Source organism: Kribbella speibonae (genome assembly GCF_004331375.1).
Taxonomy (GTDB): Bacteria; Actinomycetota; Actinomycetes; order Propionibacteriales; family Kribbellaceae; genus Kribbella; species Kribbella sindirgiensis.
On the sequence record NZ_SJKC01000003.1, the window covers coordinates 918416 to 939295 of the forward strand.

Genomic DNA, 20880 nt, shown 5'->3' on the forward strand with positions numbered 1-20880 from the left:
AAGCCGGAAGGTGGGTGGATGTTCACCATCGGAGACTTCGCGGCGTTCGGACAGGTGTCGGCGCGGATGCTGCGGCATTACGACGCGCTCGGGCTGCTCCGCCCGGCCGTGGTCGACGCGGCGACCGGCTACCGGTTCTACTCGGCGGACCAGTTCAGCCGGCTGAACCGGATCGTCGCGCTCAAGGACCTCGGGTTCAGCCTGCAGCAGGTCGCCCAGATCGTCGACGCCAAGCTGTCCGCCGAAGAGCTGCGCGGCATGCTGCGGTTGCGGCAGGCCCAGCTCGAGGACGAGCTGGCCCGCAGTGCCGCGCGGCTGACGAGCGTCGAGGCGAGGCTCCGACTCATCGAGAGGGAAGGTCACATGCCCACCGACGACGTCGTCCTGAAGAACATCGCCCCGACCCGGGTCGCCGAACTGTCCGCGATCTCACCGAGTTACGACGGTGCGGACATCGGCCCGGTGCTGCAGCCGCTGTTCGGGCAGCTCTTCGAACGCCTCGGCGCGGCCGGTCTGCACCCGTGCGGTTCACCGGTCGCGTACTACGAGGACGCCGAGAACGAGACGATCCGCGTCCACGCCGCCGTACCCGTCGAAACAGGTACGGCGGCGGACGTCGACATCACCGAACTCCCCGCACTGAACGCCGCCACCATCGTCCATCAGGGCGACATGATGGAGGCTGACCGCAGCATGCAGACGCTGGCCCGGTGGATCGAGGACAACGGCTATCGCAGCCAGGGGTACGCGCGGGAGGTCACCGTGCAGTTCGACCCGGACAACCCGGCGAACTGGGTGCACGAGTTCCAGATCGCGGTCACAAAACCAAGCTGACCGTCGCGAAGGAGTGTGGCGGAAGGGTCACGCGGAGGCCGCGCGGCTCCGGTTCCACTACGAGCGGGACCGGAGCCACCGCGTCCGGATCCGTCACCGTGTTGTACGCCTGCGGTTTCGATGCCGTCAGCAACCGTCCCGACGACTCCCGCGACGACGCGCCCCGCAGATCCAGGACGACGTCCAGCGCCGCGTCCGGATCGAGGTTGCTGAGCGACACCAGTGCCCGCCCGTCCTTCACCGAGGCCGACGCCGACACCAGGTCCATCGCCTTGCCGTCGAGATCGTAGGTCGTGCCCTCGATCACGTGCGCCGGCACCGACGTCGCGTCCTGATGCCCCTTGTTCATCTCGAAGACGTGGTACGTCGGCGTCCGCACGAGCCCGCCCTCGTCGTCGGTGAGCAGCATCGCCTGCAGCACGTTGACGGTCTGCGCGATGTTCGCCATCACCAGCCGCTCCGCGTGCCGGTGGAACACATCGAAGTGCAGGCTCGCGACGAGCGCGTCGCGCATCGCGTTCTGCTGGTACAGGAACCCGGGATTGGTCCCCGGCTCCACATCCCACCAGGTGCCCCACTCGTCCAGCACGAGACCGATCTTGCGTTCCGGGTCGTAGGCGTCCATCAGCGCCGAGTGCGCGCGGACGACCCGCTCGACGTCCTGCGCCTTCGACAACGTCCGGTAGTAGTCGTCCAGGCTGAACTCGGTCGCGCTGCCCTTGTTCTCCCACGTCCCCGCGACCGTGTAGTAGTGGAACGAGATCGCCTGGTAGAGGTTCTTCGGGTCGCGTCCGCAGCCCAGGCAGCTGATCGACTTCAGCAACGCCTCGGTCCAGTTCAGGTCGTCGTCCGAGGCGCCGGCCGCGATCCGGTACAGCTTGTTGTCGCCGTGGTCCTTGAGGAACGTGGCGTACTGCCGCGCCAGATCGGCGTACGCCTCGGCCCGCAGGTTCCCGCCGCAGCCCCAGGCCTCGTTGCCGATCCCCCAGAACGGGACCTGCCACGGTTCGTCGCGCCCGTTGGCCTTGCGTTGCCGCACCATCGGGCTGTCGCCGTCGCGGGTCAGGTACTCGACCCACTCGCTCATCTCCCGCACGGTCCCGCTGCCGACGTTCCCGTTCACGTACGGCGCGGCGCCCAGCAGCTCGCACAACGCCATGAACTCGTGGGTGCCGAAGTGGTTGTTCTCCTCGACGTTGCCCCAGTGCGTGTTCACCATCGACGGCCGGTCCGCCTTGGGGCCGATCCCGTCCTTCCAGTGGTACTCGTCCGCGAAACACCCGCCCGGCCAGCGGAGGTTCGGGATGTCCAGCGCTCGCAACGCCTCGACGACGTCCAGCCGGATCCCGCCTTCGTTCGGGATCGGCGAGTCCTCGCCGACGTAGAACCCGCCGTAGATGCACCGCCCGAGATGCTCGGCGAAGTGGCCGTACAGGTGCCGGCTGATCGTCGGTCCCGGAACGTCGAGATCGATCGCGACCCGAGCGGTAGATGCCATGGTCAAGGAATTCTCCTCAGATAGTTTGGCGTAAGTCGAGTGCGACCGGTGCGTCCCGGTCGCAGACAAGTCGGTTGCCGGACGCCCGCAGTACGGCGACGTGCACGTCGGTGAGCCGGTCCGTTCGGTGGGTGAAGTAGAAGATCCACCCGACCGCGTTCCCGTCCGGGTCCCGGCAGGTCACCACGTCCGCGTGATGACCGTACGGGCGTTCGTCGAGGATGTGGCCGGCCGGCTCCCAGGTGGTCAGGTCGGTGGAGCGATGGACCGCCAGGCCACGCCATTCGTCGGTGATCATCCAGTAGAACCCATCGAGCCGGAACACGTTCGGGCCTTCGTGCGGCGCACCGTCGATCACCTGCACCGGCTCCGACCAGGACACGAGATCGGGCGAGTCCACCGACCAGGTCGTCGACCCGGCGGCCTCGTCCTTGTACCAGAGCCGCCACCCGCCACGGGGCAGCTCGAACGCGCACGCGTCGATCACCCGGTCCGACGACAGCGGCAGCACCCCGTCGTACTGCCATTCGACCAGGTCGGCCGACGAATGGTGCAGGATCGTCCGTGGGTGTCCCTCCCAGCGGTCGGGTACGCCGGGGATGTAGCTGGTGAACATGTGGTACCGATCGCCGGCCCGGACGATCTCCGGCGCCCAGAGCGTATTCCGTCCCGGATGTGGATCGAGGCCCGCGACGACGCCGTCGTACTGCCAGCTCCGGCCGCCGTCCAAGGAGCGCGCGACGCCGATGTCGGTGCCGTGGACCCAGGTGACTCCGCCGGCCGGTTCGTGCGCCCGGCGCTGGGTGTAGAACATCCACCACGATCCGTCCGGCCCGGCGATCAGCGCGGGATCGGTCGGCGCGAGGTGCACCGGGTCGGTGTAGAGCACTGTCATGACTTGACGCTCCCCGCCAGCAGGCCGCTGACGATGTGCCGTTGGGTGAGGACGAAGAAGACCACCATCGGTACCAGCACCAGCACACTCATTGTCATGAAGGCCGGCCAGTCGGTCGAGAACTCGCCCACGGACCGGTACACCTGCAACACCAGCGTGGACTTCTCGGGTGAGCTGAGGAACACGTTGGGGGTGATGAAGTCGTTCCAGATCCCCATCGTCTGGAAGATGCCGACCGTCACCAGGATCGGCCGGATCAGCGGCAGCACGATCCGCCAGTAGATCTGGAACGGCCCGGCGCCGTCGATCCGCGCTGCCTCGATGATCTCGAACGGCAGCCGGCTGATGTAGGCCTGGATCAGGAAGTAGCAGAAGATCGCCCCGCCGGAGTAGATCACCACCAGCCCGCGCAGCGTGTCCACCAGTTCCGCGCCGACCAGCATCCGGTACAGCGGGATCAGCGTCGACTGTCCCGGCACGATGAACCCGAGCAGCAGCAAGGCACCGAAGATCCGGTTGAACCGGCTCGCCCGCATGGCCATCGCGTACGCCGCGGTCGACCCGACGAACAGCTGGACCAGCAGCGCGGCGATCGTCACCACCAGCGTGTTCAGGAAACTCTGTCCGAGCGGCACCGTCTCGAAGATCCGCTGGTAGTTGTCCAGGAACAGCTGCTTCGGCAGCGCCAGTGGGGACGCGGTCATCTCCTGCTGCGTCTTCACCGTGTTGACCACGATGTAGTACAGCGGTACGCCGACCAGCGCGGCCAGCGCGATCATCACGACACTCGTGATCGGTGATCGGCGTTGTTTCACAGCACTCTCCGTTCGATCCGGCGGGACACCCACAGCTGGGCGACCGCGACCAGGGCCACCGCGAACGTGAAGAGCACGGCCAGCGCCGAGGCGAGGCCGTAGCGGCCCTGCGCGACCCCGCTGGTGATGATCGACTGCGTGATCGTGTACGTCGAGTACCCCGGGCCGCCCTTCGTCAACGTGAACGGCAGGTCGAACACCTTCAGCCCACCGGTCATCAGCAGGAAGTTGCTGATCACGATCGCCGGCGTGAGCAACGGCAACGTGATGTGGAAGAACTGCTGCCGCGCCGACGCGCCGTCGATCGTCGCCACCTCGTAGTAGTCGGCCGGAATCGACTGCAGGTACGCGAGGTACAGCATCGCGTGCCACCCGGCGCCGCCCCAGACCGCGACCACGATCACCGACAGCCGCGCCAGCGTCGCGTCCGACAGCCACGGGTACGGCCCGGCGTGGAACACGCTGTCCAGCACCGAGTTCAGCACACCGGAGCCGAGCGGGGACAGGATGTAGCCCCAGACCAGGCCGAGGATCGCGATACTCGGGATGGCCGGGAAGAAGAACACCGACCGGACGAAGTTCCGCGCGAAGAACTTCTTGTTCAGAACGACGGCCAGCGGGATCGCGCAGGCCGTGATGAGCACCGCCGTACCGATCGTGAACGCCAGCGTGAATCCGAGCCCGGCCAGCATCGACGGGTCGGTCAGCACCTTGTGGTAGTTGGACAGCCCAACGAATTTCACGTCGGCCGAGTAGCCGGTGAAGTCGGTGAAGCTCCAGTAGAACGTCTGGGTCAGCGGCACCACCAGGAGCACCACGAACACCAGGGCCACGGGCACCAGGAAGAGCTGGTTCGCGGACACCTCACGAACCCGTGCCCAGCCTGGGCGGTCGGGTCCGGATCGTGCGGTTCCGGCCGGGACCGGAGAGGTGGTCCCGGCCGGAGCGAGTTGGCGAGTCGTCACGACGTACTCGCGAGCTTGGTGTCGAGGGCGTTCGCGACCTGCTCGGGAGTCGCCTTGCCCTGGACCAGCAGCTGCAGTTGCGCGGTCGCCTCGACGTTGAGGATGTCCTCGGCGCGCTTCCAGGCGATCTGCGGCAGGTAGATGTTGCCGGCCCGGACGTCCTTCACGATCGGCTGCAGCGCCGGGTCGAGGGTCGGCTCGAAGTCCGTGGTGACGGTGATCGCACCGGTCGCCTTCTGGTACAGCGCCATCGCCTCCGGCGTGTCCAGGAACGCGAGGAACTTCTCCGCCGCCTCCGGGTTCTTCGCCTTCGCGTTGATCGCGTAACCGGGGCTGGCGGCACCGGCCAGGTACGCCGGGCGGCCCTCGATACCCGGGATCGGCGCCATCTCGAGCTGGAGCTTCGGCGCGGCCTTGCGGACCCCCGGGATGTCCCACGGTCCGGCGATCATCATCGCGACCTTGCCCTTGGCGAACTCGGTGCGCACCTGGTCACCGGTCAGGCCGACGACGGCCGGGGTCACCAGGCCCTCGGTCCACAGCCGCGACCACTGCTTCAGGGGCTCGACCCAGTAGTCCTTGAACTTCGCGCTGCCGTCGAAGATCTTGGTGTCCATCGCGTCGCCGTCCGCGGCACTCTGGGCGCCGAGGAACGCGGCCAGCGGGGTCGACATCCCCTGGACGGACTCCAGGTACGGCGTGACACCGGCGTCCTTCAGCTTGTGGCACAGGGCAAGGAACTCGTCCCACGTCTTCGGGATCCCGGTGGCACCGACCTTCGCCAGCAGGTCCTTGTTGTACAGGACTCCGGCGCCCCAGGATGCGACCGACAGGCCGTACACCGCACCGTCCGGACCGCCGTACGTGGTCTGGTTGAACTTCGGCACGTTCTTGAGGAACGGCTTGTCCTTCAGGTCGACGACATGCTTGCCGTTGATCAGGTTGGTCTTGTTCTCGGCGGCGATCGCGAACACGTCGGCCGCCGTACCGGACAGGATCCGGGACTGCAGCGTCGAGATGTACTCCGCGACCGGCGGTGCGTTGGAGAACTCGATCTTGATCCCGGGGTTCTCCTGCTGGAACTTGTCGATCACCGGTTTCATGGTGTCCTGACCGTCCCAGGAGAAGAACGTCAGCTTCCCGTCGCTCTTGCCGCCGCTGCCCGGCGTACCGCCACAGGCGGCCAGCGGGAGGGCGAGCGCGACGGCGGCCAGAGCGGCTACTGTGCGGCGCAGTCTCATCGCAGACTCCTTACGTAAGGTGGGGGACATGAAGCAGAAGGCCGGATCCGTGGTGACGATGGCCGATGTGGCGCGGTCCGCGGGGGTGTCCACGATGACCGTGTCGAACGTGATCAACGGGCGGCCGCGGGTCGGTGCCGCGACCAGAGAGCGGGTGCTGGCGACGATCAGCGAGCTGGGTTACCAGGTGAATCTGGCCGCCCGGCACCTCCGCGCCGGCCGGACCGGTGTGGTCGGTCTCGCCGTTCCGGAGCTGGAGCGCCCGTACTTCGCGCAGCTGGCCGGCCGCCTCGCCGACCGGTTCGAGGCGCACGGCCTGCGGATCGTGATGGAGCGCACCGGCGGCGGCCGGGAGGGGGAGCTGGACGCGGTCGCGTTCTCCCGGCTGCGGATGTACGACGGGTTGATCCTCAGCGTGGTCGACCTCGACCCGTCCGAGCTGAACCAGCTGCGCACCGACGCGCCGGTGGTGATGATCGGGGAGCGGGCGCTGCCGTCGCGCTTCGACCACGTGATGATGGACAACGTGGACGGTGCCCGCCAGGCGACCGCGTACCTGTTGGGCACCGGCGCGCGCCGGGTCGCCATGATCGGGGGTGACCCCACCGGTTCGGCGAACATGCCAGGGCTGCGTGCGGAGGGCTACGCGATCGCGCACGCCGAGGCTGCCGTACCGGTCGATCCGGCGCTGAACGTCCGCTCCAGCTTCGGACTCCAGGACGGGTACGACGCGATTCGGTCGCTGCTCGACCGCGGGATCGCGTTCGACGCGGTGTTCGCGCTCACGGACGTGGTGGCGATGGGCGTGTTGCGGGCCCTCGCCGACGCCGGGCTGCGGGTGCCCGACGACATCCAGGTGGTCGGCTTCGACGACATCGACGAGGCGGCGTACCTGGTTCCGTCGCTGACCTCGGTCAACCCCGGGCACGACGAGATGGCCGACCGGATCACGGAGCTGCTGACCGCGCAGATCACCGGCGGCCCGACCGGCGACCCGAAGGAGGTCGTCGTACCGGCCCAGGTGGTGGCGCGCGGCACGACGAAGCCACCCGCCTGAATCGCCCAGCTTGCCGCGCATGGCCGTAGGTATATCGATAAACCTTCGCCATGACAAGACCCTGCGCGCCACGGAAGGGGCGCGCAGGGTCGGGTGCGGTTCATCGCAGCAGGTCGGCCACCTTGGTCAGCTGCTCCTCGGACAGCGGGCCGAACTCCATTGCGCGGGCGTTCTCCTCGGCCTGTGTGACGGTCCGGAAGCCGGGGATCGGCACCGTCCTCGGGCTCCGCGCCCACAGCCAGCCCAGGGCACCCTGCGCGAGGGTCCGTCCGTCGCTCTGCAGGACGTCGCGGATCGCGGACACCTTCTCCCACCATTCCGGTGCCGGTACGCCGCCCTCGTCGAAATACCGCAGCCAGGACGGCGGCAGGGTGCGGATGTCCGCGCCGGTCGCCGGCTTGTTCGCGTCCCGGCGGCCGAGGATGCCCATGCCGAGTGGGGTCCGGTTGATGCTGGCCAGGTTCTCGCGCTCGCACAGCGCGAAGAACTCCGGCGCGTCGTGCAGAACGCTCGCCTCGTGCTGGACGGCGGCGCAGTGCTCGCCCTGCGCGAAGAGTTCGGCGCTGTGCACCGTGTCGGTGCTCCACGCGTAGCTGCGGATCAGCCCCTCGCGGACCAGTTCCTCGCAGGCCTCGCGCAACGGCAGCGCGATCTCGTCGGTGGTGTCGAAGTGCAGCTGGTAGAGATCCAGGTAGTCGGTGCCGAGCCGCTCGAGCGACGCCCGTACGGCCTTGTGGACGTACTCCGGCGTCGTGTCCTGGTGGTGCATGACCTGGGTCGACTCGTCGAAGGTATTGCCCCACTTGGTGGCGATCACCACCTGGTCGCGGATCCCGGTGAGTGCCTTGCCCAGCACGCGTTCGCTGTGACCGGCGCCGTACACGTCCGCGGTGTCGAAGAAGGTCACGCCGAGCTCGACCGCCCGGCGGATCGCCCGCACCGATTCCTCGTCGTCGACCACACCCCAGCCCAGCGGTTCGCCGGCCGGGTTGCTGAACGGGCCTCCGATCGCCCAGCACCCGAATCCGACCGGGCTGACCTCGATACCTGCTCGTCCCAACGTGCGCATCTCCATGCCGCCGAGCCAACCAGTCCGCGAGTGATCCGTCCAATGAATCTTCTGCGCGGAGTTGATGCATTCAATGCATGTAACGAAATTGAGGCCTTTACCTACCATTAACCGTTAGGTAACCTTCCTAACAATTCTGGCTCCGCGCCCCCGGAGGTATCTCATGAAACTGCGCCTGCTCGCGCTGGTGCTCCCCGCCGGCCTGCTCGCCGCGCTCGGCGGTTCCGCCGCCAACGCCCGGATGAGCGCCGACACCCTGCTGTCGCAGGGCAAACCGGTGATTGCCTCGAGCATCGAGGACGACACCCTGACGGCAGGTAAGGCGGTCGACGGCAGTACGTCGACCCGCTGGGCCAGCGCCGAGGGGTCCGATCCGCAGTGGATCCGCGTCGACCTCGGCCAGCCGGCCGCCGTCGGGCGGGTCAAACTGAACTGGGAAGCCGCGTACGCGAAGGTGTACCGGATCGAGGTCTCCGACGACGGCACCACCTTCAGTACGGTCAAAACGGTTGCGGACGGCAACGGTGCGACCGATGACCTGACCGGCCTGCAGGGTCATGGGCGGTACGTCCGGGTCGTCGGTACGCAGCGCGGCACGTCGTACGGCTACTCGTTGTGGGAGCTGCAGGTCTACGGTACGACCGACTCGAGCGGCGACACCCAGGCGCCGACGGTTCCGGCCGGTCTGAAGAGCACCGGCACCACCGCCACCTCGGTCGCGCTCAGCTGGACCGCCTCGACCGACAACATCGGCGTCAGCGGGTACGACGTACTGCGTGGCGGCACTGTGGTCGCTACGACGGCGGGTACGACGTACAACGACACCGGCCTGACCGCGAACACGGCGTACCAGTACTCGGTGCGAGCCCGCGACCTGGCCGGGAACGTGTCCGCTGCGAGCCAGCCGATCACCGTGACGACGCCGACCGGCGGGACCGGCGGGTTCGTCCTCGCGGCGGCCGGTGACATCGCGGACCGCTGTACGGCGTCCGACCCGGACTGCATCCATCCGAAGACCGCCCAGCTGGTCCAGGCGATGAATCCGACCGCGGTGATCACGATGGGCGACAACCAGTACGACGACGCGCACCTGTCGGACTTCCAGAACTACTACGCGAAGACGTGGGGGAAGTTCAAGAGCATCACCCACCCGATCCCGGGCAACCACGAGACGTACGACGACACGCCGTACAAGGGGTACCACGACTACTTCGGTGCAATCGCGACGCCGCAGGGCAAGAACTACTACAGCTGGAATCAGGGCAACTGGCACTTCGTCGCACTCGACTCGAACGACTTCGTGCAGGAAGAAGGGCTCCGTGAGCCGGCCCAGCTCACCTGGTTGAAGCAGGACCTCGCGAACAACACCAAGGGCTGTATCGCGGCGTACTACCACCACCCGCGGTTCAGCTCCGGCGACCACGGGGACAACCCGGACGCCGACTCGCTCTGGCAGACGCTGGTGTCGGCGAAGACCGACCTGGTGCTGAACGGGCACGACCACCACTACGAGCGCTTCGTGCCGCAGAACGCCGACGGTGACAAGGACGCGAACGGCCCGGTCCAGATCATCGGCGGGATGGGCGGGGCGCCGCTGTACCCGGTGCACGCCGCGCATCCGGCGACCGCGAAGATCATCTCGGACTTCGGCGTACTGAAGCTGTCGATGACCGACAACACCTTCGCCACACAGCTGATCGGGCTGGACGGCAAGGTCCTGGACAGCAGCCCGACGTACAGCTGCCACTGATGTACCTCGCATCCGTCGGCCCGCCGCGGACCTTGCTGCGACGGGTGCCCGGGAACGTTGTTGCTCTCGGCATCGTCAGCCTGGTGACCGATGTCTCGGCCGAGATGGTGACCGCTGTGCTGCCGCTGTACCTCGTGTTCGGGCTCGGGCTGAACCCGCTGCAGTTCGGTCTGCTCGACGGCCTGTACGCCGGAGCGACCGCCGTACTGCGGCTGGTCGGCGGACACGTGGCCGACCGCTGGCGACGGTTGAAGACCGTCGCCGGGGTCGGCTACGCGCTCTCGGCGATCTCGAAGCTGGGGTTCCTGGCCGCCGGTTCGACGGTGCCGGCGATCGGCGCGGTGCTCGCGATCGATCGCGCCGGCAAGGGGATTCGGACGGCGCCGCGTGACGCTCTCATCTCGTTGAGCAGTGATCCGGCCACGATGGGGCGCTCGTTCGGTGTCCATCGAGCACTGGACACGATCGGCGCCTTCCTCGGCCCACTGGTAGCCACGCTGGTCCTGTGGGCCAGCCTCAACGACTACAACTCAGTCTTCGTCACCAGCTTCGCCCTGGCCGCCTGCGGCGTCATCCTCCTCACCACCGTCGTCCAGAACCACACCCCCTCCTCGACCCTCGTCGTACGAGCGTCAGCGGTGGGGTTGTTGAAGGATTCGGGGTTTCGGAGGTGTTGTGTTTGGGCGGCGGGCTTGGGGTTGTTCACCATCACGGACTCGTTCGTCTACCTCGCCGTACAGCGCCGCTGGGATATCAGCACGAGCCTGTTTCCGCTGCTGCCGTTGGGGACTGCGGGCACGTTTCTGCTGCTCGCCATCCCGCTCGGTCGGCTCGGTGATCGGGTCGGCCGTTGGAAGGTGTTCATCGGTGGGCATCTCGCGCTCGTCGTCGCGCTCCTGGTTGTCTGCGGTCCGGTCGGCGCCTGGTGGCTGGTCCTCGCGCTCCACGGTGTCTTCTACGCAGCCACCGACGGCGTACTCCCAGCCGCCGTCGGCCCGCTCCTGCCCGAAGACCTCCGCGCGACCGGTCTCGCCGTACTGCAGACCGGCCAGGCGCTCGCCCGCATGGCCGCGGCCGTCACTGTCGGTCTGCTGTGGACCCTCTGGGACCTCCGCCCGGCGCTCCTCGCGTTCACCCTCGCTCTGCTCGCGGTCACGATCGCCGCCGCCGTCTTCAAACCCTTGGAGGTACGCCGATGACGCCCAAGCTCTTCTGCTCCGCGCTCGGGGTTCTCGCACTCCTCGGCGGCGCGATCACGTACGTCGCGCACGCACGCGAGGACGACGCGACCGAGAACGCCGTACCGGTTGTCACGGGGCAGCCGATGCGGTTCGACGGTCGGACGCTGTTCTTCCGCAACCTCGCCGAAGGACCGGACTCCGGCAAGCTGGCCGCCGTACCAGTGGCCGATCCAGGCGCTGCCCGGCGCGTGGGGGAGCTGCACTGCGACCGGTTCGCCGCGGCGCACGGTACGGCGATCTGCCTGCGGTTGAAGGCCGGCTCGCTCCCGGCGATGACGGAGATGATCGTCCTGGACGCGAAGCTCCGCGAACGCCACCGCAAGACGCTCCCCGGTACGCCGAGCCGCGCCCGGGTGTCGCCGGACGGGCGGTTCGTGAACTGGACGCTGTTCGTCACCGGCGACTCGTACGCCGCCACCGGCTTCTCGACCCGCACCGGGCTGTACGAGGTGGGCACCGGGCGGCTGGTGAAGACGATCGAGGAGCTCGCGGTGTTCGTCGACGGGAAGCGGTACTTCGCCTCGGACGTGAACTACTGGGGGATCACGTTCGCTGCCGACGGCAACCGTTTCTACGTGACGATGGCGAGCAAGGGGACGACGTACCTGATCGAGGCCGACTACCGCGCGTACCGCGGGACTGCGATCGCGAAGAACGTCGAATGCCCGTCACTCTCACCTGACGGTCGCCGAATCGCCTATAAACAAAAGGTTTCCACCGGAGTCTGGCGTCTCGCCGTCCTGGACCTGGCCACTCGTCAAGTCAGCCATCCGCCCGACTCCCGCCCGGTGGACGACCAACCGGTCTGGCAGGGCAACAACACCCTCCTCTACCCGCTCAGGAACTCGAGCAACACCCTCGACCTCTGGTCCGTCGGCTTGACCACGCCTGCGAAACTCCGCGTCCCCCAGGCCACCAGCCCGTCATTTGGCTAGCGCGCGGGCGGCCAGGGCTTGGTTCATGGCTTCGAACTGGGGCTTGATCGTCTTGTTGAGCATGGATCGGGTGAACGGGACGGCGGCGCCGCTGAACTTCTCCTCCTGGACGAGGCGGGTGCGGCCGTCCGGCAGGGCCGTCAGCCGGAAGGAGTGCTCGCCGTCGAAGAGGGCGCCGGGCGGGACCTTGCCGATCCAGCGGAGTTCGACGTTCGGCGTGACGGCGAGGAGCTTCGGGGTGAACTTGGTTTCGCTGCCCTTGGTGTCGCGGAGCACGTTCGTGATGGTGCCGCCGACGGTCAGCTCGCCGGTCGACGAGATGATGAACGGGTTCCACTCCGGGTAGGCCTCGCGGTCCGTGAGGACCTTCCAGACCTGCTCGGGGGAGGCGTCGATGTCGAGCTCGGTGTGCAGGACGAACGGGCGGGCGACCGTGTAGATCGTCCAGCCGGCGACCACGACGAGAACGGTGCCGAGGGCAACGAGGAACTTCTTCATGACTGCTCCGGTCCGAGAGTGCTGTGCACCAGCGCCCTCACGTAGGCGGGATCGATCGGCTCACCGGTGATCAGGAGCCGGTAGTACAGGGGCCCGACGAGCTGGTCGACGACGACCCGCGGATCGGCGTGATCGGGCAGGAGCCCATCGGTCTGTGCTTGTGCGATCACCGCGGTGACGGCGGCGTGCCGTTCGGCCCAGAGTGCGCGAACGCTCTCGCCGACGCGCGGCTCGCGGGCCGCCGCGGCGGTGAGGTCGGCGACCAGCGTGGTCGGGATCGCCTGCAGGGTCGCGGCGATCCCGGTGACGAGTGCGACGAGGTCGCTCCGCGGGTCGGTGCCCGGATCGAACGGTACGCCGCCGCGCAGGCCGGTGATCATCGCGATCACCAGCTCGGCCTTGCTCGGCCAGCGGCGGTAGATCGTGGTCTTCGCGACCCCGGCCCGTTCCGCGACCCGGTCGACCGACAACCCGTCGTACCCCCGGGCGCGCATCTCGGCCATCGCGGCCTCCAGCACGCGCCCTTCGACGCCGGCGTCCCGCGGCCGTCCTCGTCCCACCATCGCCTGCCTCTTTTCGCTACTGCGGTATCGAAAAGAACCGTAGCACTATTTCCGCAACTGGAGTAGCGGAAATAAACGCTGCCATGGATTGTCAGGGTTCGGTGTCACTGTTGCCCGAGTGACCTCACGACCCCGACTGCTGCTGCCCGCAGCCTTCATCACGTCCCTCGGCAACAACATCCAGCTCCTCGGTGCCGCGCTGCTGCTGGTTCGCGCGCAGGGCTCGATGCTCGACGTCGGCTGGCTCTTCATCGCCGTCGCCGTACCGCAGGCCGTCCTGTCGCCGTACTTCGGTCGCCTCGCGGACCGCTTCGACCGGCGCCGCCTGTGGATCATTTGCGACCTGGTGAGCGCGGCGGCTGCCCTCGCACTTCCGGTCGGCCTGGCGCTGGGCGTGTCCCATCAGCCGCTCGTGTACGCGACCAACTTCGCTCTCGCCGTCATCGCTGCCCAGTTCACGCCGGCCAGTGCCGCACTGATCCGCGAACGAGTCCCCACCGCGCAACTTCGCCGCTTCAACGCGCACTACGAGATCGCTCTCCAGTGCGGCATGCTCCTGTCCGCCGCCGTCGGTGGCATCGCGCTCCAGTATTTCGGTCCGAAGCCGCTCTTCACCTTCAATGCGCTCACGTTCGCGCTCTCCGCCGTACTGGTGTTCGCGGTCGGAACGAGGAGCCGCGTCGTCGAGTTGCCGCAGGAAACGACCCACGCCGCGCGACCCACCGCCGCGAGAGTGATCCCGCTGGCCTTGCTTTTCGGGCAGGGGCTCGTAGTCGTGACGGTCTTCAACGCCTTGCTTCCGGTGCTGTTGATCGGAGAGTGGCATCGCGGTCCGGCGGTCCTCGGTGTGGTCGACGCACTGGGCGGAGCGGGCTTCCTGCTCGCCGCGGCCGTCTACCGCCGATCCGCGGCACGCCTCGGCGACCTGAAGCTCGCGGTCGGCGGATTCCTTGTCTGTACGGCGTTGTTCGCGCTGCAGCCGCTGTTCGGCCTCCCGGTCCTGATGATGCTCGTACCGCTGGGCGCCTTCCTGTTCGGGCAGGCGCGGATCGCAACACGTTCGTTGCTGATGACCTCGGTGGACGAGTCGAGGGTCGGGCACGCGTTCGGGCTGGCCAACGGGTACGGTCTCGCCGCGACGATCGTCGTGATGCTGATCGCCTCGGTCGTCACCGGCCACTCCGACACCCGCTACGGCTTCGCGACCGTCGCCGCGATCAGCCTCCTCGCCGCCGGTCTCGCCGCCGCCTGGATCTCAACCATTTCGCGCCGCACCGCAGCTGACCGTCCGGCAGATGTAACAGCACTTATATAAGTGCTGTTATGATCGGCGGATGGAGGATCCCACCGAGCAGAGTTTGTGGCGGCCGTTGCACGAGTTGCTGGCGCGGCTGGACGCCGAGATCGGGCAGATCTACACCGATCGGGACGTCAAAGGGCTGAAGCCGACCTGGGTGCGGGAGCTGCTCCAGCTGCACCTCAAGGGGCCGATGACGATCACCGAGCTGGCCGACGCGATCGGACGGACGCACTCGGCGCTCAGCCAGAAGGTGGCCGCGATGCGCGCGGCCGGCCTGGTCCGGACCGTGCCGGGTGCGGACGCGCGGAGCAAGCAGGTCACGCTCACCGCCAAGTCCAAGAAACTCGTCGAACTGCTCGCCGCCGAATGGCGGGCGACCGAGGCCGCGATCGCCGAACTCGAGGCCGAACTGCCGTACCCGATGTCTCAGGTCGTCCGCGACGTCGAGGAAGCACTCGCTCGCAAGAGCTTCCACGACCGGATCGCGGAGAAGCTGCGGTGAAGCGCGCCTTCATCGACCTCGGGCCGTTGAAGGTCCTGACGTACCGGCGATTGTGGATCGGGCAGGTGCTGTCGGGGTTCGGCGGTCAGCTGACCTTCGTCGCGGTGATGTTCCAGGTCTGGGACCAGACCGCGAGCCCGGCCTGGACCGGCGCGGTCGGCCTGGCCCAAGCACTGCCGCTGATCGTGCTCGGCCTGTTCGCGGGCACGCTCGTCGACCGGCTCGAACGGCGCAAGATCTACCTGATCACCACGATCGGGCAGTTGCTGACCGCAACGGTGATGGCCAGCCAGCTCGTGACCGGCCGGGTCCCGGTGGGGGTCCTCCTGGCGCTGGTCGCCGTACAGTCGGCCTTCGGCGCGACCGCCGGACCGGTGGCGCGGACCGTGCTGCCGCAGTTGCTGTCGCGTGATCAGCTGGCCGCTGGGATCGCGCTCAACCGGATCGGCTTCCAGGGCGCGATGCTGCTCGGACCGGCGCTCGGTGGCGTGATCGTCGGCACCTGGGGCGTCGGCGTCTGCTACCTCGTCGACGCGCTCAGTTTCCTCGCCGCGCTGTACGGCGTACTCGGGCTGCCGCGGATGAAGATCGACGGGGTTGCGAAACCGGGGCTGCGCGGGGTCTGGGACGGGTTGACGTTCGTCGTCGCTACGCCGGTGATCCGTGGCGCGTTGATCACTGATCTGGCCGCGACCGTGCTGTCGATGCCGATCAGCTTGTTCCCGGTGATCAACGCCGAGCGGTTCGGGAACAATCCGCGGACACTCGGGTTGTTCCTGACCGCGATCGCTGTCGGCGGGGTCGCCGCGTCGTTGTTCTCCGGGTCGTTCACCCGGTTGCCGCGGCACGGGCTGGTGATGCTGTGCGGTTCGGCCGGGTGGGGGATCGCGCTGCTGCTGTTCGCGTTCTCGCCGGCCGCCTGGCTGGCGCTGGTGTGCCTCGCGTTCGCCGGCGCCGCGGATACCGTCGCGGTCGTCTCCCGCAGCACGATCGTCCAGCTGCACACCCCGCCCGAGCTGCTCGGCCGGGTCAGTGCTGCGGAGCAGATCGTCGGTCAGGCCGGTCCCGATCTCGGCAACCTCCGCGGTGGCGTCGTCGCACAGTTGACGTCGCCGGTCGCATCGCTCGCCTCGGGTGCGCTGCTGTGCGTCGCCGCCGTTGCTGCGGTCGCCGGCACGACGCCTGGGTTGCGGGCGGCCGAAAAGGTCAAGGCGGTTACAGACTGACGGTGCGGAAGCCGGCGTTGCCCATCGACGACTCCGGCGTGTTCGACGAGCGGGCGGCGTTGCGGTAGCGGTTGCAGTACGAGTCGTGGCAGAGGTACGAGCCGCCGCGCATCACCCGGGCCGCGCCGAGGGACGGGCCGGGCGGGTTCTCGGCGGGGGAGAACTTGTAGTAGCGCGGGCCGAACCAGTCCCCGCACCACTCCCAGACGTTGCCGACCATCTGCCACAGTCCGTACCCGTTCGGCTGGAAGGTGCGGACCGGGGCAGTGGTGAGGTAGCCGTCCTCCTCGGTGTTCGTCCGCGGGAACTCGCCCTGCCAGATGTTGCAGCGCCACTCGCCGTCGATCAGATCATTGCCCCACGGGTACCGCGCGCCTTCGAGACCTCCGCGGGCGGCGTACTCCCACTCGGCCTCGGTCGGCAGCCGTCTCCCCGCCCACTTGCTGTACGCGACCGCGTCGTGCCAGCTCACATGGACGACGGGATGGTCGTCGAGCCCGTCGAGGTCCGACCGCGAGCCTCCGGGGTGCCGCCAGTCTGCATGGCGCACACCGACCCACCACGGGGTACCGGACGCGGGTCCCATCACGTCGTCCGGTTCCGCGGCCAGGGCGAGATGGAACACCGCGGAGTACCCGAAGGTCTCGGCCTCGGTTCGGTAACCGGTCGCCTCGGCGAAGCGGGCGAAGTCGGCGTTCGTCACGCTGGTCGCGTCGATGCTGAACGGCGCGAGCTCGACCTGATGCACCGGCGTCTCGCCGTCGGCGGCGTTCTCGTCCCCGTTGCTGTTACCCATCGCGAACGAGCCGCCACTGAGCACGACCTGCTCGATCCGGTGCTCCCCGGGCCTGGCGGCAGGCACGGCCGGCCGGACCGTCAAGTCCAGCGGGACTCCGGTCCGGGCAGGCGCGCAGCAGGACTGATGCTCGTCGCTCATGCCCGTCAGCTTAATTGGCCGCTTCCGGCCCGAAGCCGGCCTATCCGAGGCGTGGCGGTCCTTGCTCGATGCGGCGCAGGACGGGGTCCAGGCGGTAGAAGTCGGTGCCGGTGATGAGCTGGCGTTCGTCCCACCAGGTGGCACCCGCTTCGGCGAGTGGTTCGACGAGGGCACGGGAGCGGGCCGGGTCGGCCGGGCTGATGCCGCCGACGATCACGTCGTACGGCGTACTTCCGTCTTCGCGCTGCGCATTGATGAACGTGACCAGATCACGCAGCTCGTCGACCGGCGGGGCCTCGCCGTGGTTCGCGGTCTTGAACAGCGGTACGGCGCCGTCCCAGCGCGCGGCCCGGCGCATCGGGGCCTTCCGCGGCCAGTAGCCGGCGATCCAGACCGGCGGCCGCGGTCGCTGGACCGTTGCCGGCAGCAACTCGACGTCATCGACGCGGTAGTGCTCGCCGGCGTGGTGCACCCGCTCACCGGACCAGTACGCCGTCAGCAGCTCGAGGCCCTCGTCCAGCTTCGCGGCGAGCACCTTCGGGTCGGTCTCGTCACCGAAACTGCCGAACTCGTCGTCGATCGGCCCACCGAGCCCGGCGCCGAAGATCACCCGGCCGCCGCTCAGGCCGTCGAGCGTGGCGACCTGCCGCGCGAGCTGCTCGGGCCGCCGCCGGGCGATCGGCGTCACCAGCGGACCGAGCTTGATCCGCGACGTCGCCAGCGCGGCGGCCGTCATCAACATCCACGGGTCGCCGAACGGCTGGCCGCGGCGCCGGTCCTTGCTGTGCACCACGTGATCCCAGAAGAACAGGCCGTCCCAGCCGGCGTCCTCGGCGGCCTTCGCGACCCGCACGACCGTGTGGGCGTCGGCGAAGTCGCCGAAGTTCGGGATGTTGATCGAGAAACGCATCGTCACTCACCCAGCCGTAGTTCGATGAACGGAATCGTGTCGCCCGGCAGCAGGTAGGTCTCCACCTCGACGAAGCCGTGCGCCTTCGCGAACCGTACGCCGTCCTCGTTGCTGCTGAGGATGTGCGTCTCGATCCCGTCACCGAGCTCCCGCGCGCGCCGCAAGCAGTGCTCGTAGATCGCCGTACCGAATCCGCGACGCCGGTACGCCGGGAGCACGCGAGCGATCACCACCGCGGCCGAGGTCTCCTCCTCTGCCGGTGGCCGGACCGTGGAACAGCCGACGAGCACGTCACCGTCGTACGCCACCTCGAGCACGTTCCGTGTGACCCGCTCGCGGATCTCCTCGACCGACAGCGCCGCCGTCGGGATGATTTCGTTGTGCACCAGCTGCCAGTCCAGCAGCGTCTGGTCGTCCTCGACCGGCACGATCCGCAGCTCACTCATCCCGCCACCCAACAGCCGGGCGCGGCCAGCGGTCAAACGGATTCGATCCCAGGGAAGTAGTAGCGTCCATGTCGTGCGGATTCTCTTCGTGGGTAACAGCTTCACCTCGCGGAACAACCTGCCTGGGCTGGTCAAGGGGTTGGCAGGGGCGCGTGGGATCGAGGTCGAGCACAAGCTGATCTCGGCCGGCGGTGCGTCGCTGCGGCAGCATTTCAACGCGGGCAAGGCGCTCGACGAGATTGCCGGCGGTGGATTCGACACTGTCGTACTGCAGGAGCAGAGCACGTTGCCGATCAAGAGTCCGGACCGGTTTCGGGAGAGCGCCCGTGACTTCGCCGAGGCGATCACCGCGGCCGGCGCGAGTACCGCGTTCTACCTGACCTGGGCGCGCCGGACCGCGCCGGAGACTCAGCAGGCGCTGACCCAGGCGTACGGCGGTGCCGCGGTGGAGCTCGGCGCGACGCTCGTACCGGTCGGGATGGTCTGGGAACGCTTCCTCAGCCAGTACGACGAACCCGCGCTGCACGACACCGACAACAGCCACCCGGCGCTCGCCGGCAGCTACCTCGCGGCCTGCGTGTTCCTCATCGCCCTGCTGAACGAGGACCCCGTCGGTATCGACGTACCGGTCAAAGGTCTTGACCCGGACACCGCCGCCTTCCTGCGCCAGTCTGCCTGGGACATCTGCACCGACATGGCGGCGTAAGGGTATTGGTTGGCTTTCTAACGGTGGTGAGCCATGGGTTGACCCGGCAAGACTGGCTCGTACTTCAGGGTCATCGAGGCAGGAGAAACCTATGGCGACGTTTGTGCTGGTGCCGGGTGGCTGGAAGGGGGCGTGGGCGTACGAGGCGGTGATTCCGTTGCTGGAGGCTGCTGGGCACAGCGTGCATGCGCTGACACTGACCGGTCTGCGGCCGCAGGACGACATCGCGACCGTTGCTACGGCAAACCTCGATACGCACGCCGACGACGTACTGCGGCACCTCGATCGAGCGCACCTCACCGGCGTGACGCTGGTCGGCCACAGCTACGGCGGGATGGTGATCTCTGCCGTCGCCGATCGTGCTGCCGGCCGGATCTCGCGGCTGGTGCATCTCGACGCGTACGTACCGCAGGACGGAGAGTCGTGCTGGTCGGCAACGAACGACTACTTCCGGGGGGTGTTCGAGGCCGGCGCGGCGAGCACCGGCTACTCGGTCCAGCCGCCAGGCACCAAGGATCCTCGCCGGCGTCCGCATCCTCTGGCTGCTTTCGTGCAGACGATCCGGCTCACAGGTGCGGCTGCCCAGGTCCCTCGGCGCGAGTTCGTCTACTGCTCCGGCTGGGAAGACCAGACGCCGTTCGCTCCACTCCGCGCCCGTCTGCAGGCCGATCCCGAATGGCAGGTTCACGACCTCCCGACCCGCCACGACGCAATGAACGAAGCTCCGGAGGCGGTCGCCGCACTACTCCTCGGCGAAGCCGCTACGGAGCGGTGATCTTCTACTTTGCGTCGTGGAAAACCAGCCCGAGGGTATGGCGCTGCCCCGAGCGGATCGCGGACACGCCATGCCGCACCGGCGCCGCCGACCAGCCACGCGCTGACTTGACCGGCCGATCCCGCGTCGTGAACACCAACCCATGCCCCTGCGGGATAGAAGTCGACGTACCCCGCGATTGTGCCCGCGGTCGCTGCTCGACCAGAAGGAATTCGCCGCCGGTGTGATCGACGCCAGGGTCGTTCAGATTGATCACGACCTGCAGCGGGAACACCTTGTCGCCGTAGAGATCGCGGTGCAAGGCGTTCCAGTCGCCCGCGCCGTACCGCAGCAGGATCGGCGTAGGCCGCGCCTGCCCGGCCCGGTGACACATGTCCAGCCATTCGTCGAGCGTGTCCGGCCACTCCGCCTCCCGCCCGAGCCGCGAGTACCACTCCCGCGCGATCGGCAGCAGCCGCGGATACAGCGCCTGCCGCAACGCCTCCACAGCCTCCGGGAACGGCCGATCGAAGTACCGGTACTGCCCCTCACCGAACCGATGCCGCGCCATGTCGATCGTCGCCCGAAACCGCTGTACGTCGTCGTACAGGCCGGCGATCCGCGCCGCCTCAGCCGGCGTCAGCAGCTGAGGCAGCAGCGCACAACCCAGATCATCAACCGAAGCCGCCACCGCATCCCAGTCCGCTCCGGCCACACGTCGCTCGTACTTGTTCATAC

At 68.0% G+C, this 20880-nt stretch carries 22 protein-coding genes; 10 read left to right on the top strand and 12 right to left on the bottom strand.

Annotated features, from left to right (window positions below):
• The first annotated feature begins 18 nt into the window (after window positions 1-18).
• Window positions 19-834, top strand: coding sequence for a MerR family transcriptional regulator (locus E0H92_RS25730; protein ID WP_131497965.1), 816 nt, complete (start codon window positions 19-21; stop codon window positions 832-834).
• Here the strand turns inward: E0H92_RS25730 and E0H92_RS25735 are convergent.
• From E0H92_RS25735 to E0H92_RS25755, 5 genes are all read right to left on the bottom strand, one after another.
• Window positions 818-2332 (bottom strand): alpha-N-arabinofuranosidase, encoded by a 1515-nt coding sequence (locus E0H92_RS25735; protein WP_131497966.1) that lies wholly within the window; start codon window positions 2330-2332, stop codon window positions 818-820. The two genes, E0H92_RS25730 and E0H92_RS25735, sit on opposite strands and share 17 nt — an antisense overlap.
• Window positions 2333-2348: 16 nt before the next feature.
• Window positions 2349-3227 carry a glycoside hydrolase family protein gene (locus tag E0H92_RS25740; RefSeq protein ID WP_131459714.1) on the bottom strand — a complete coding sequence of 293 codons (879 nt, stop codon included), beginning with the start codon at window positions 3225-3227 and terminating at the stop codon, window positions 2349-2351.
• Window positions 3224-4042, bottom strand: a complete 819-nt coding sequence (locus tag E0H92_RS25745) for a carbohydrate ABC transporter permease (protein ID WP_202873806.1) — start codon at window positions 4040-4042, stop codon at window positions 3224-3226. The genes E0H92_RS25740 and E0H92_RS25745 overlap by 4 nt, the downstream gene beginning before the upstream one ends.
• A complete protein-coding gene (locus E0H92_RS25750) occupies window positions 4039-4905 on the bottom strand; it encodes a carbohydrate ABC transporter permease (RefSeq protein WP_131460883.1) in 867 nt (288 codons plus the stop codon). The genes E0H92_RS25745 and E0H92_RS25750 overlap by 4 nt, the downstream gene beginning before the upstream one ends.
• 98 nt (window positions 4906-5003) lie before the next feature.
• Window positions 5004-6248, bottom strand: a complete 1245-nt coding sequence (locus E0H92_RS25755; RefSeq protein WP_165549977.1) for an ABC transporter substrate-binding protein — start codon at window positions 6246-6248, stop codon at window positions 5004-5006.
• 28 nt (window positions 6249-6276) lie between these two features.
• Here E0H92_RS25755 and E0H92_RS25760 point away from each other — a divergent pair, with 28 nt between their 5' ends.
• The gene (locus E0H92_RS25760; RefSeq protein WP_202873807.1) at window positions 6277-7305 is read left to right on the top strand and encodes a LacI family DNA-binding transcriptional regulator; all 1029 of its coding nucleotides are present in this window, start codon (window positions 6277-6279) and stop codon (window positions 7303-7305) included.
• Window positions 7306-7405: 100 nt separating this feature from the next.
• On the opposite strand, the gene E0H92_RS25765 is transcribed toward E0H92_RS25760, so the two are convergent.
• Complete coding sequence (locus E0H92_RS25765; RefSeq protein ID WP_131497968.1) at window positions 7406-8380, bottom strand: aldo/keto reductase; 975 nt, start codon at window positions 8378-8380, stop codon at window positions 7406-7408.
• A 157-nt stretch (window positions 8381-8537) separates the two neighbouring features.
• Here E0H92_RS25765 and E0H92_RS25770 point away from each other — a divergent pair, with 157 nt between their 5' ends.
• From E0H92_RS25770 to E0H92_RS25780, 3 genes are read left to right on the top strand one after another with little or no spacing between them, the layout of a single operon-like run.
• Window positions 8538-10124, top strand: a complete 1587-nt coding sequence (locus E0H92_RS25770; protein WP_131459711.1) for a discoidin domain-containing protein — start codon at window positions 8538-8540, stop codon at window positions 10122-10124.
• On the top strand, window positions 10124-11323 hold the full coding sequence (locus E0H92_RS25775; protein WP_131459710.1) for an MFS transporter: 1200 nt from the start codon (window positions 10124-10126) through the stop codon (window positions 11321-11323). The genes E0H92_RS25770 and E0H92_RS25775 overlap by 1 nt, the downstream gene beginning before the upstream one ends.
• Complete coding sequence (locus E0H92_RS25780; protein WP_131497969.1) at window positions 11320-12300, top strand: PD40 domain-containing protein; 981 nt, start codon at window positions 11320-11322, stop codon at window positions 12298-12300. Before E0H92_RS25775 ends, E0H92_RS25780 begins: the two co-directional genes overlap by 4 nt.
• Here E0H92_RS25780 and E0H92_RS25785 read toward each other — a convergent pair.
• On the bottom strand, window positions 12289-12798 hold the full coding sequence (locus tag E0H92_RS25785; RefSeq protein WP_131497970.1) for an SRPBCC domain-containing protein: 510 nt from the start codon (window positions 12796-12798) through the stop codon (window positions 12289-12291). The two genes, E0H92_RS25780 and E0H92_RS25785, sit on opposite strands and share 12 nt — an antisense overlap.
• Window positions 12795-13361 (bottom strand): TetR/AcrR family transcriptional regulator, encoded by a 567-nt coding sequence (locus E0H92_RS25790; protein WP_131497971.1) that lies wholly within the window; start codon window positions 13359-13361, stop codon window positions 12795-12797. The genes E0H92_RS25785 and E0H92_RS25790 overlap by 4 nt, the downstream gene beginning before the upstream one ends.
• Window positions 13362-13479: 118 nt before the next feature.
• Here E0H92_RS25790 and E0H92_RS25795 point away from each other — a divergent pair, with 118 nt between their 5' ends.
• From E0H92_RS25795 to E0H92_RS25805, 3 genes are read left to right on the top strand one after another with little or no spacing between them, the layout of a single operon-like run.
• A complete protein-coding gene (locus E0H92_RS25795; protein ID WP_202873808.1) occupies window positions 13480-14676 on the top strand; it encodes an MFS transporter in 1197 nt (398 codons plus the stop codon).
• Window positions 14677-14695: 19 nt separating this feature from the next.
• Window positions 14696-15163 (top strand): MarR family winged helix-turn-helix transcriptional regulator, encoded by a 468-nt coding sequence (locus tag E0H92_RS44715; RefSeq protein ID WP_131459704.1) that lies wholly within the window; start codon window positions 14696-14698, stop codon window positions 15161-15163.
• The gene (locus E0H92_RS25805) at window positions 15160-16389 is read left to right on the top strand and encodes an MFS transporter (RefSeq protein WP_131497972.1); all 1230 of its coding nucleotides are present in this window, start codon (window positions 15160-15162) and stop codon (window positions 16387-16389) included. The genes E0H92_RS44715 and E0H92_RS25805 overlap by 4 nt, the downstream gene beginning before the upstream one ends.
• Here the strand turns inward: E0H92_RS25805 and E0H92_RS25810 are convergent.
• The 3 genes from E0H92_RS25810 to E0H92_RS25820 are packed head-to-tail and all read right to left on the bottom strand — an operon-like array spanning window position 16379 to window position 18682.
• Window positions 16379-17326 carry a formylglycine-generating enzyme family protein gene (locus E0H92_RS25810; RefSeq protein WP_131497973.1) on the bottom strand — a complete coding sequence of 316 codons (948 nt, stop codon included), beginning with the start codon at window positions 17324-17326 and terminating at the stop codon, window positions 16379-16381. The two genes, E0H92_RS25805 and E0H92_RS25810, sit on opposite strands and share 11 nt — an antisense overlap.
• Window positions 17327-17366: 40 nt before the next feature.
• Entirely contained in the window at window positions 17367-18236 is an 870-nt protein-coding gene (locus E0H92_RS25815) for an LLM class flavin-dependent oxidoreductase (protein ID WP_131459701.1), read from the bottom strand.
• 2 nt (window positions 18237-18238) lie between these two features.
• Window positions 18239-18682 carry a GNAT family N-acetyltransferase gene (locus E0H92_RS25820; RefSeq protein ID WP_131497974.1) on the bottom strand — a complete coding sequence of 148 codons (444 nt, stop codon included), beginning with the start codon at window positions 18680-18682 and terminating at the stop codon, window positions 18239-18241.
• Between the two features lie 73 nt (window positions 18683-18755).
• On the opposite strand from E0H92_RS25820, the gene E0H92_RS25825 reads away from it, so the two are divergent.
• The gene (locus E0H92_RS25825; RefSeq protein WP_131497975.1) at window positions 18756-19388 is read left to right on the top strand and encodes an SGNH/GDSL hydrolase family protein; all 633 of its coding nucleotides are present in this window, start codon (window positions 18756-18758) and stop codon (window positions 19386-19388) included.
• Between the two features lie 91 nt (window positions 19389-19479).
• Window positions 19480-20163, top strand: a complete 684-nt coding sequence (locus tag E0H92_RS25830; protein ID WP_131497976.1) for an alpha/beta fold hydrolase — start codon at window positions 19480-19482, stop codon at window positions 20161-20163.
• 4 nt (window positions 20164-20167) lie between these two features.
• Here E0H92_RS25830 and E0H92_RS25835 read toward each other — a convergent pair whose 3' ends face one another.
• Window positions 20168-20878 (bottom strand): 2OG-Fe(II) oxygenase, encoded by a 711-nt coding sequence (locus tag E0H92_RS25835; RefSeq protein WP_131497977.1) that lies wholly within the window; start codon window positions 20876-20878, stop codon window positions 20168-20170.
• Between the last annotated feature and the right edge of the window lie 2 nt (window positions 20879-20880).

What these genes read in the sequence shown, in the direction of transcription:
- E0H92_RS25815 (WP_131459701.1), bottom strand. Translation starts at nt 18,236, where the DNA reads ATGCGTTTCTCGATCAACATCCCGAACTTCGGCGACTTCGCCGACGCC.
- E0H92_RS25810 (WP_131497973.1), bottom strand. Translation starts at nt 17,326, where the DNA reads ATGAGCGACGAGCATCAGTCCTGCTGCGCGCCTGCCCGGACCGGAGTC.
- E0H92_RS25735 (WP_131497966.1), bottom strand. Translation starts at nt 2,332, where the DNA reads ATGGCATCTACCGCTCGGGTCGCGATCGATCTCGACGTTCCGGGACCG.
- E0H92_RS25775 (WP_131459710.1), top strand. Translation starts at nt 10,124, where the DNA reads ATGTACCTCGCATCCGTCGGCCCGCCGCGGACCTTGCTGCGACGGGTG.
- E0H92_RS25835 (WP_131497977.1), bottom strand. Translation starts at nt 20,878, where the DNA reads ATGAACAAGTACGAGCGACGTGTGGCCGGAGCGGACTGGGATGCGGTG.
- E0H92_RS25830 (WP_131497976.1), top strand. Translation starts at nt 19,480, where the DNA reads ATGGCGACGTTTGTGCTGGTGCCGGGTGGCTGGAAGGGGGCGTGGGCG.
- E0H92_RS25785 (WP_131497970.1), bottom strand. Translation starts at nt 12,798, where the DNA reads ATGAAGAAGTTCCTCGTTGCCCTCGGCACCGTTCTCGTCGTGGTCGCC.
- E0H92_RS25755 (WP_165549977.1), bottom strand. Translation starts at nt 6,248, where the DNA reads ATGAGACTGCGCCGCACAGTAGCCGCTCTGGCCGCCGTCGCGCTCGCC.
- E0H92_RS25790 (WP_131497971.1), bottom strand. Translation starts at nt 13,361, where the DNA reads ATGGTGGGACGAGGACGGCCGCGGGACGCCGGCGTCGAAGGGCGCGTG.
- E0H92_RS44715 (WP_131459704.1), top strand. Translation starts at nt 14,696, where the DNA reads ATGGAGGATCCCACCGAGCAGAGTTTGTGGCGGCCGTTGCACGAGTTG.
- E0H92_RS25780 (WP_131497969.1), top strand. Translation starts at nt 11,320, where the DNA reads ATGACGCCCAAGCTCTTCTGCTCCGCGCTCGGGGTTCTCGCACTCCTC.
- E0H92_RS25730 (WP_131497965.1), top strand. Translation starts at nt 19, where the DNA reads ATGTTCACCATCGGAGACTTCGCGGCGTTCGGACAGGTGTCGGCGCGG.
- E0H92_RS25740 (WP_131459714.1), bottom strand. Translation starts at nt 3,227, where the DNA reads ATGACAGTGCTCTACACCGACCCGGTGCACCTCGCGCCGACCGATCCC.
- E0H92_RS25770 (WP_131459711.1), top strand. Translation starts at nt 8,538, where the DNA reads ATGAAACTGCGCCTGCTCGCGCTGGTGCTCCCCGCCGGCCTGCTCGCC.
- E0H92_RS25765 (WP_131497968.1), bottom strand. Translation starts at nt 8,380, where the DNA reads ATGGAGATGCGCACGTTGGGACGAGCAGGTATCGAGGTCAGCCCGGTC.
- E0H92_RS25820 (WP_131497974.1), bottom strand. Translation starts at nt 18,682, where the DNA reads ATGAGTGAGCTGCGGATCGTGCCGGTCGAGGACGACCAGACGCTGCTG.
- E0H92_RS25760 (WP_202873807.1), top strand. Translation starts at nt 6,277, where the DNA reads ATGAAGCAGAAGGCCGGATCCGTGGTGACGATGGCCGATGTGGCGCGG.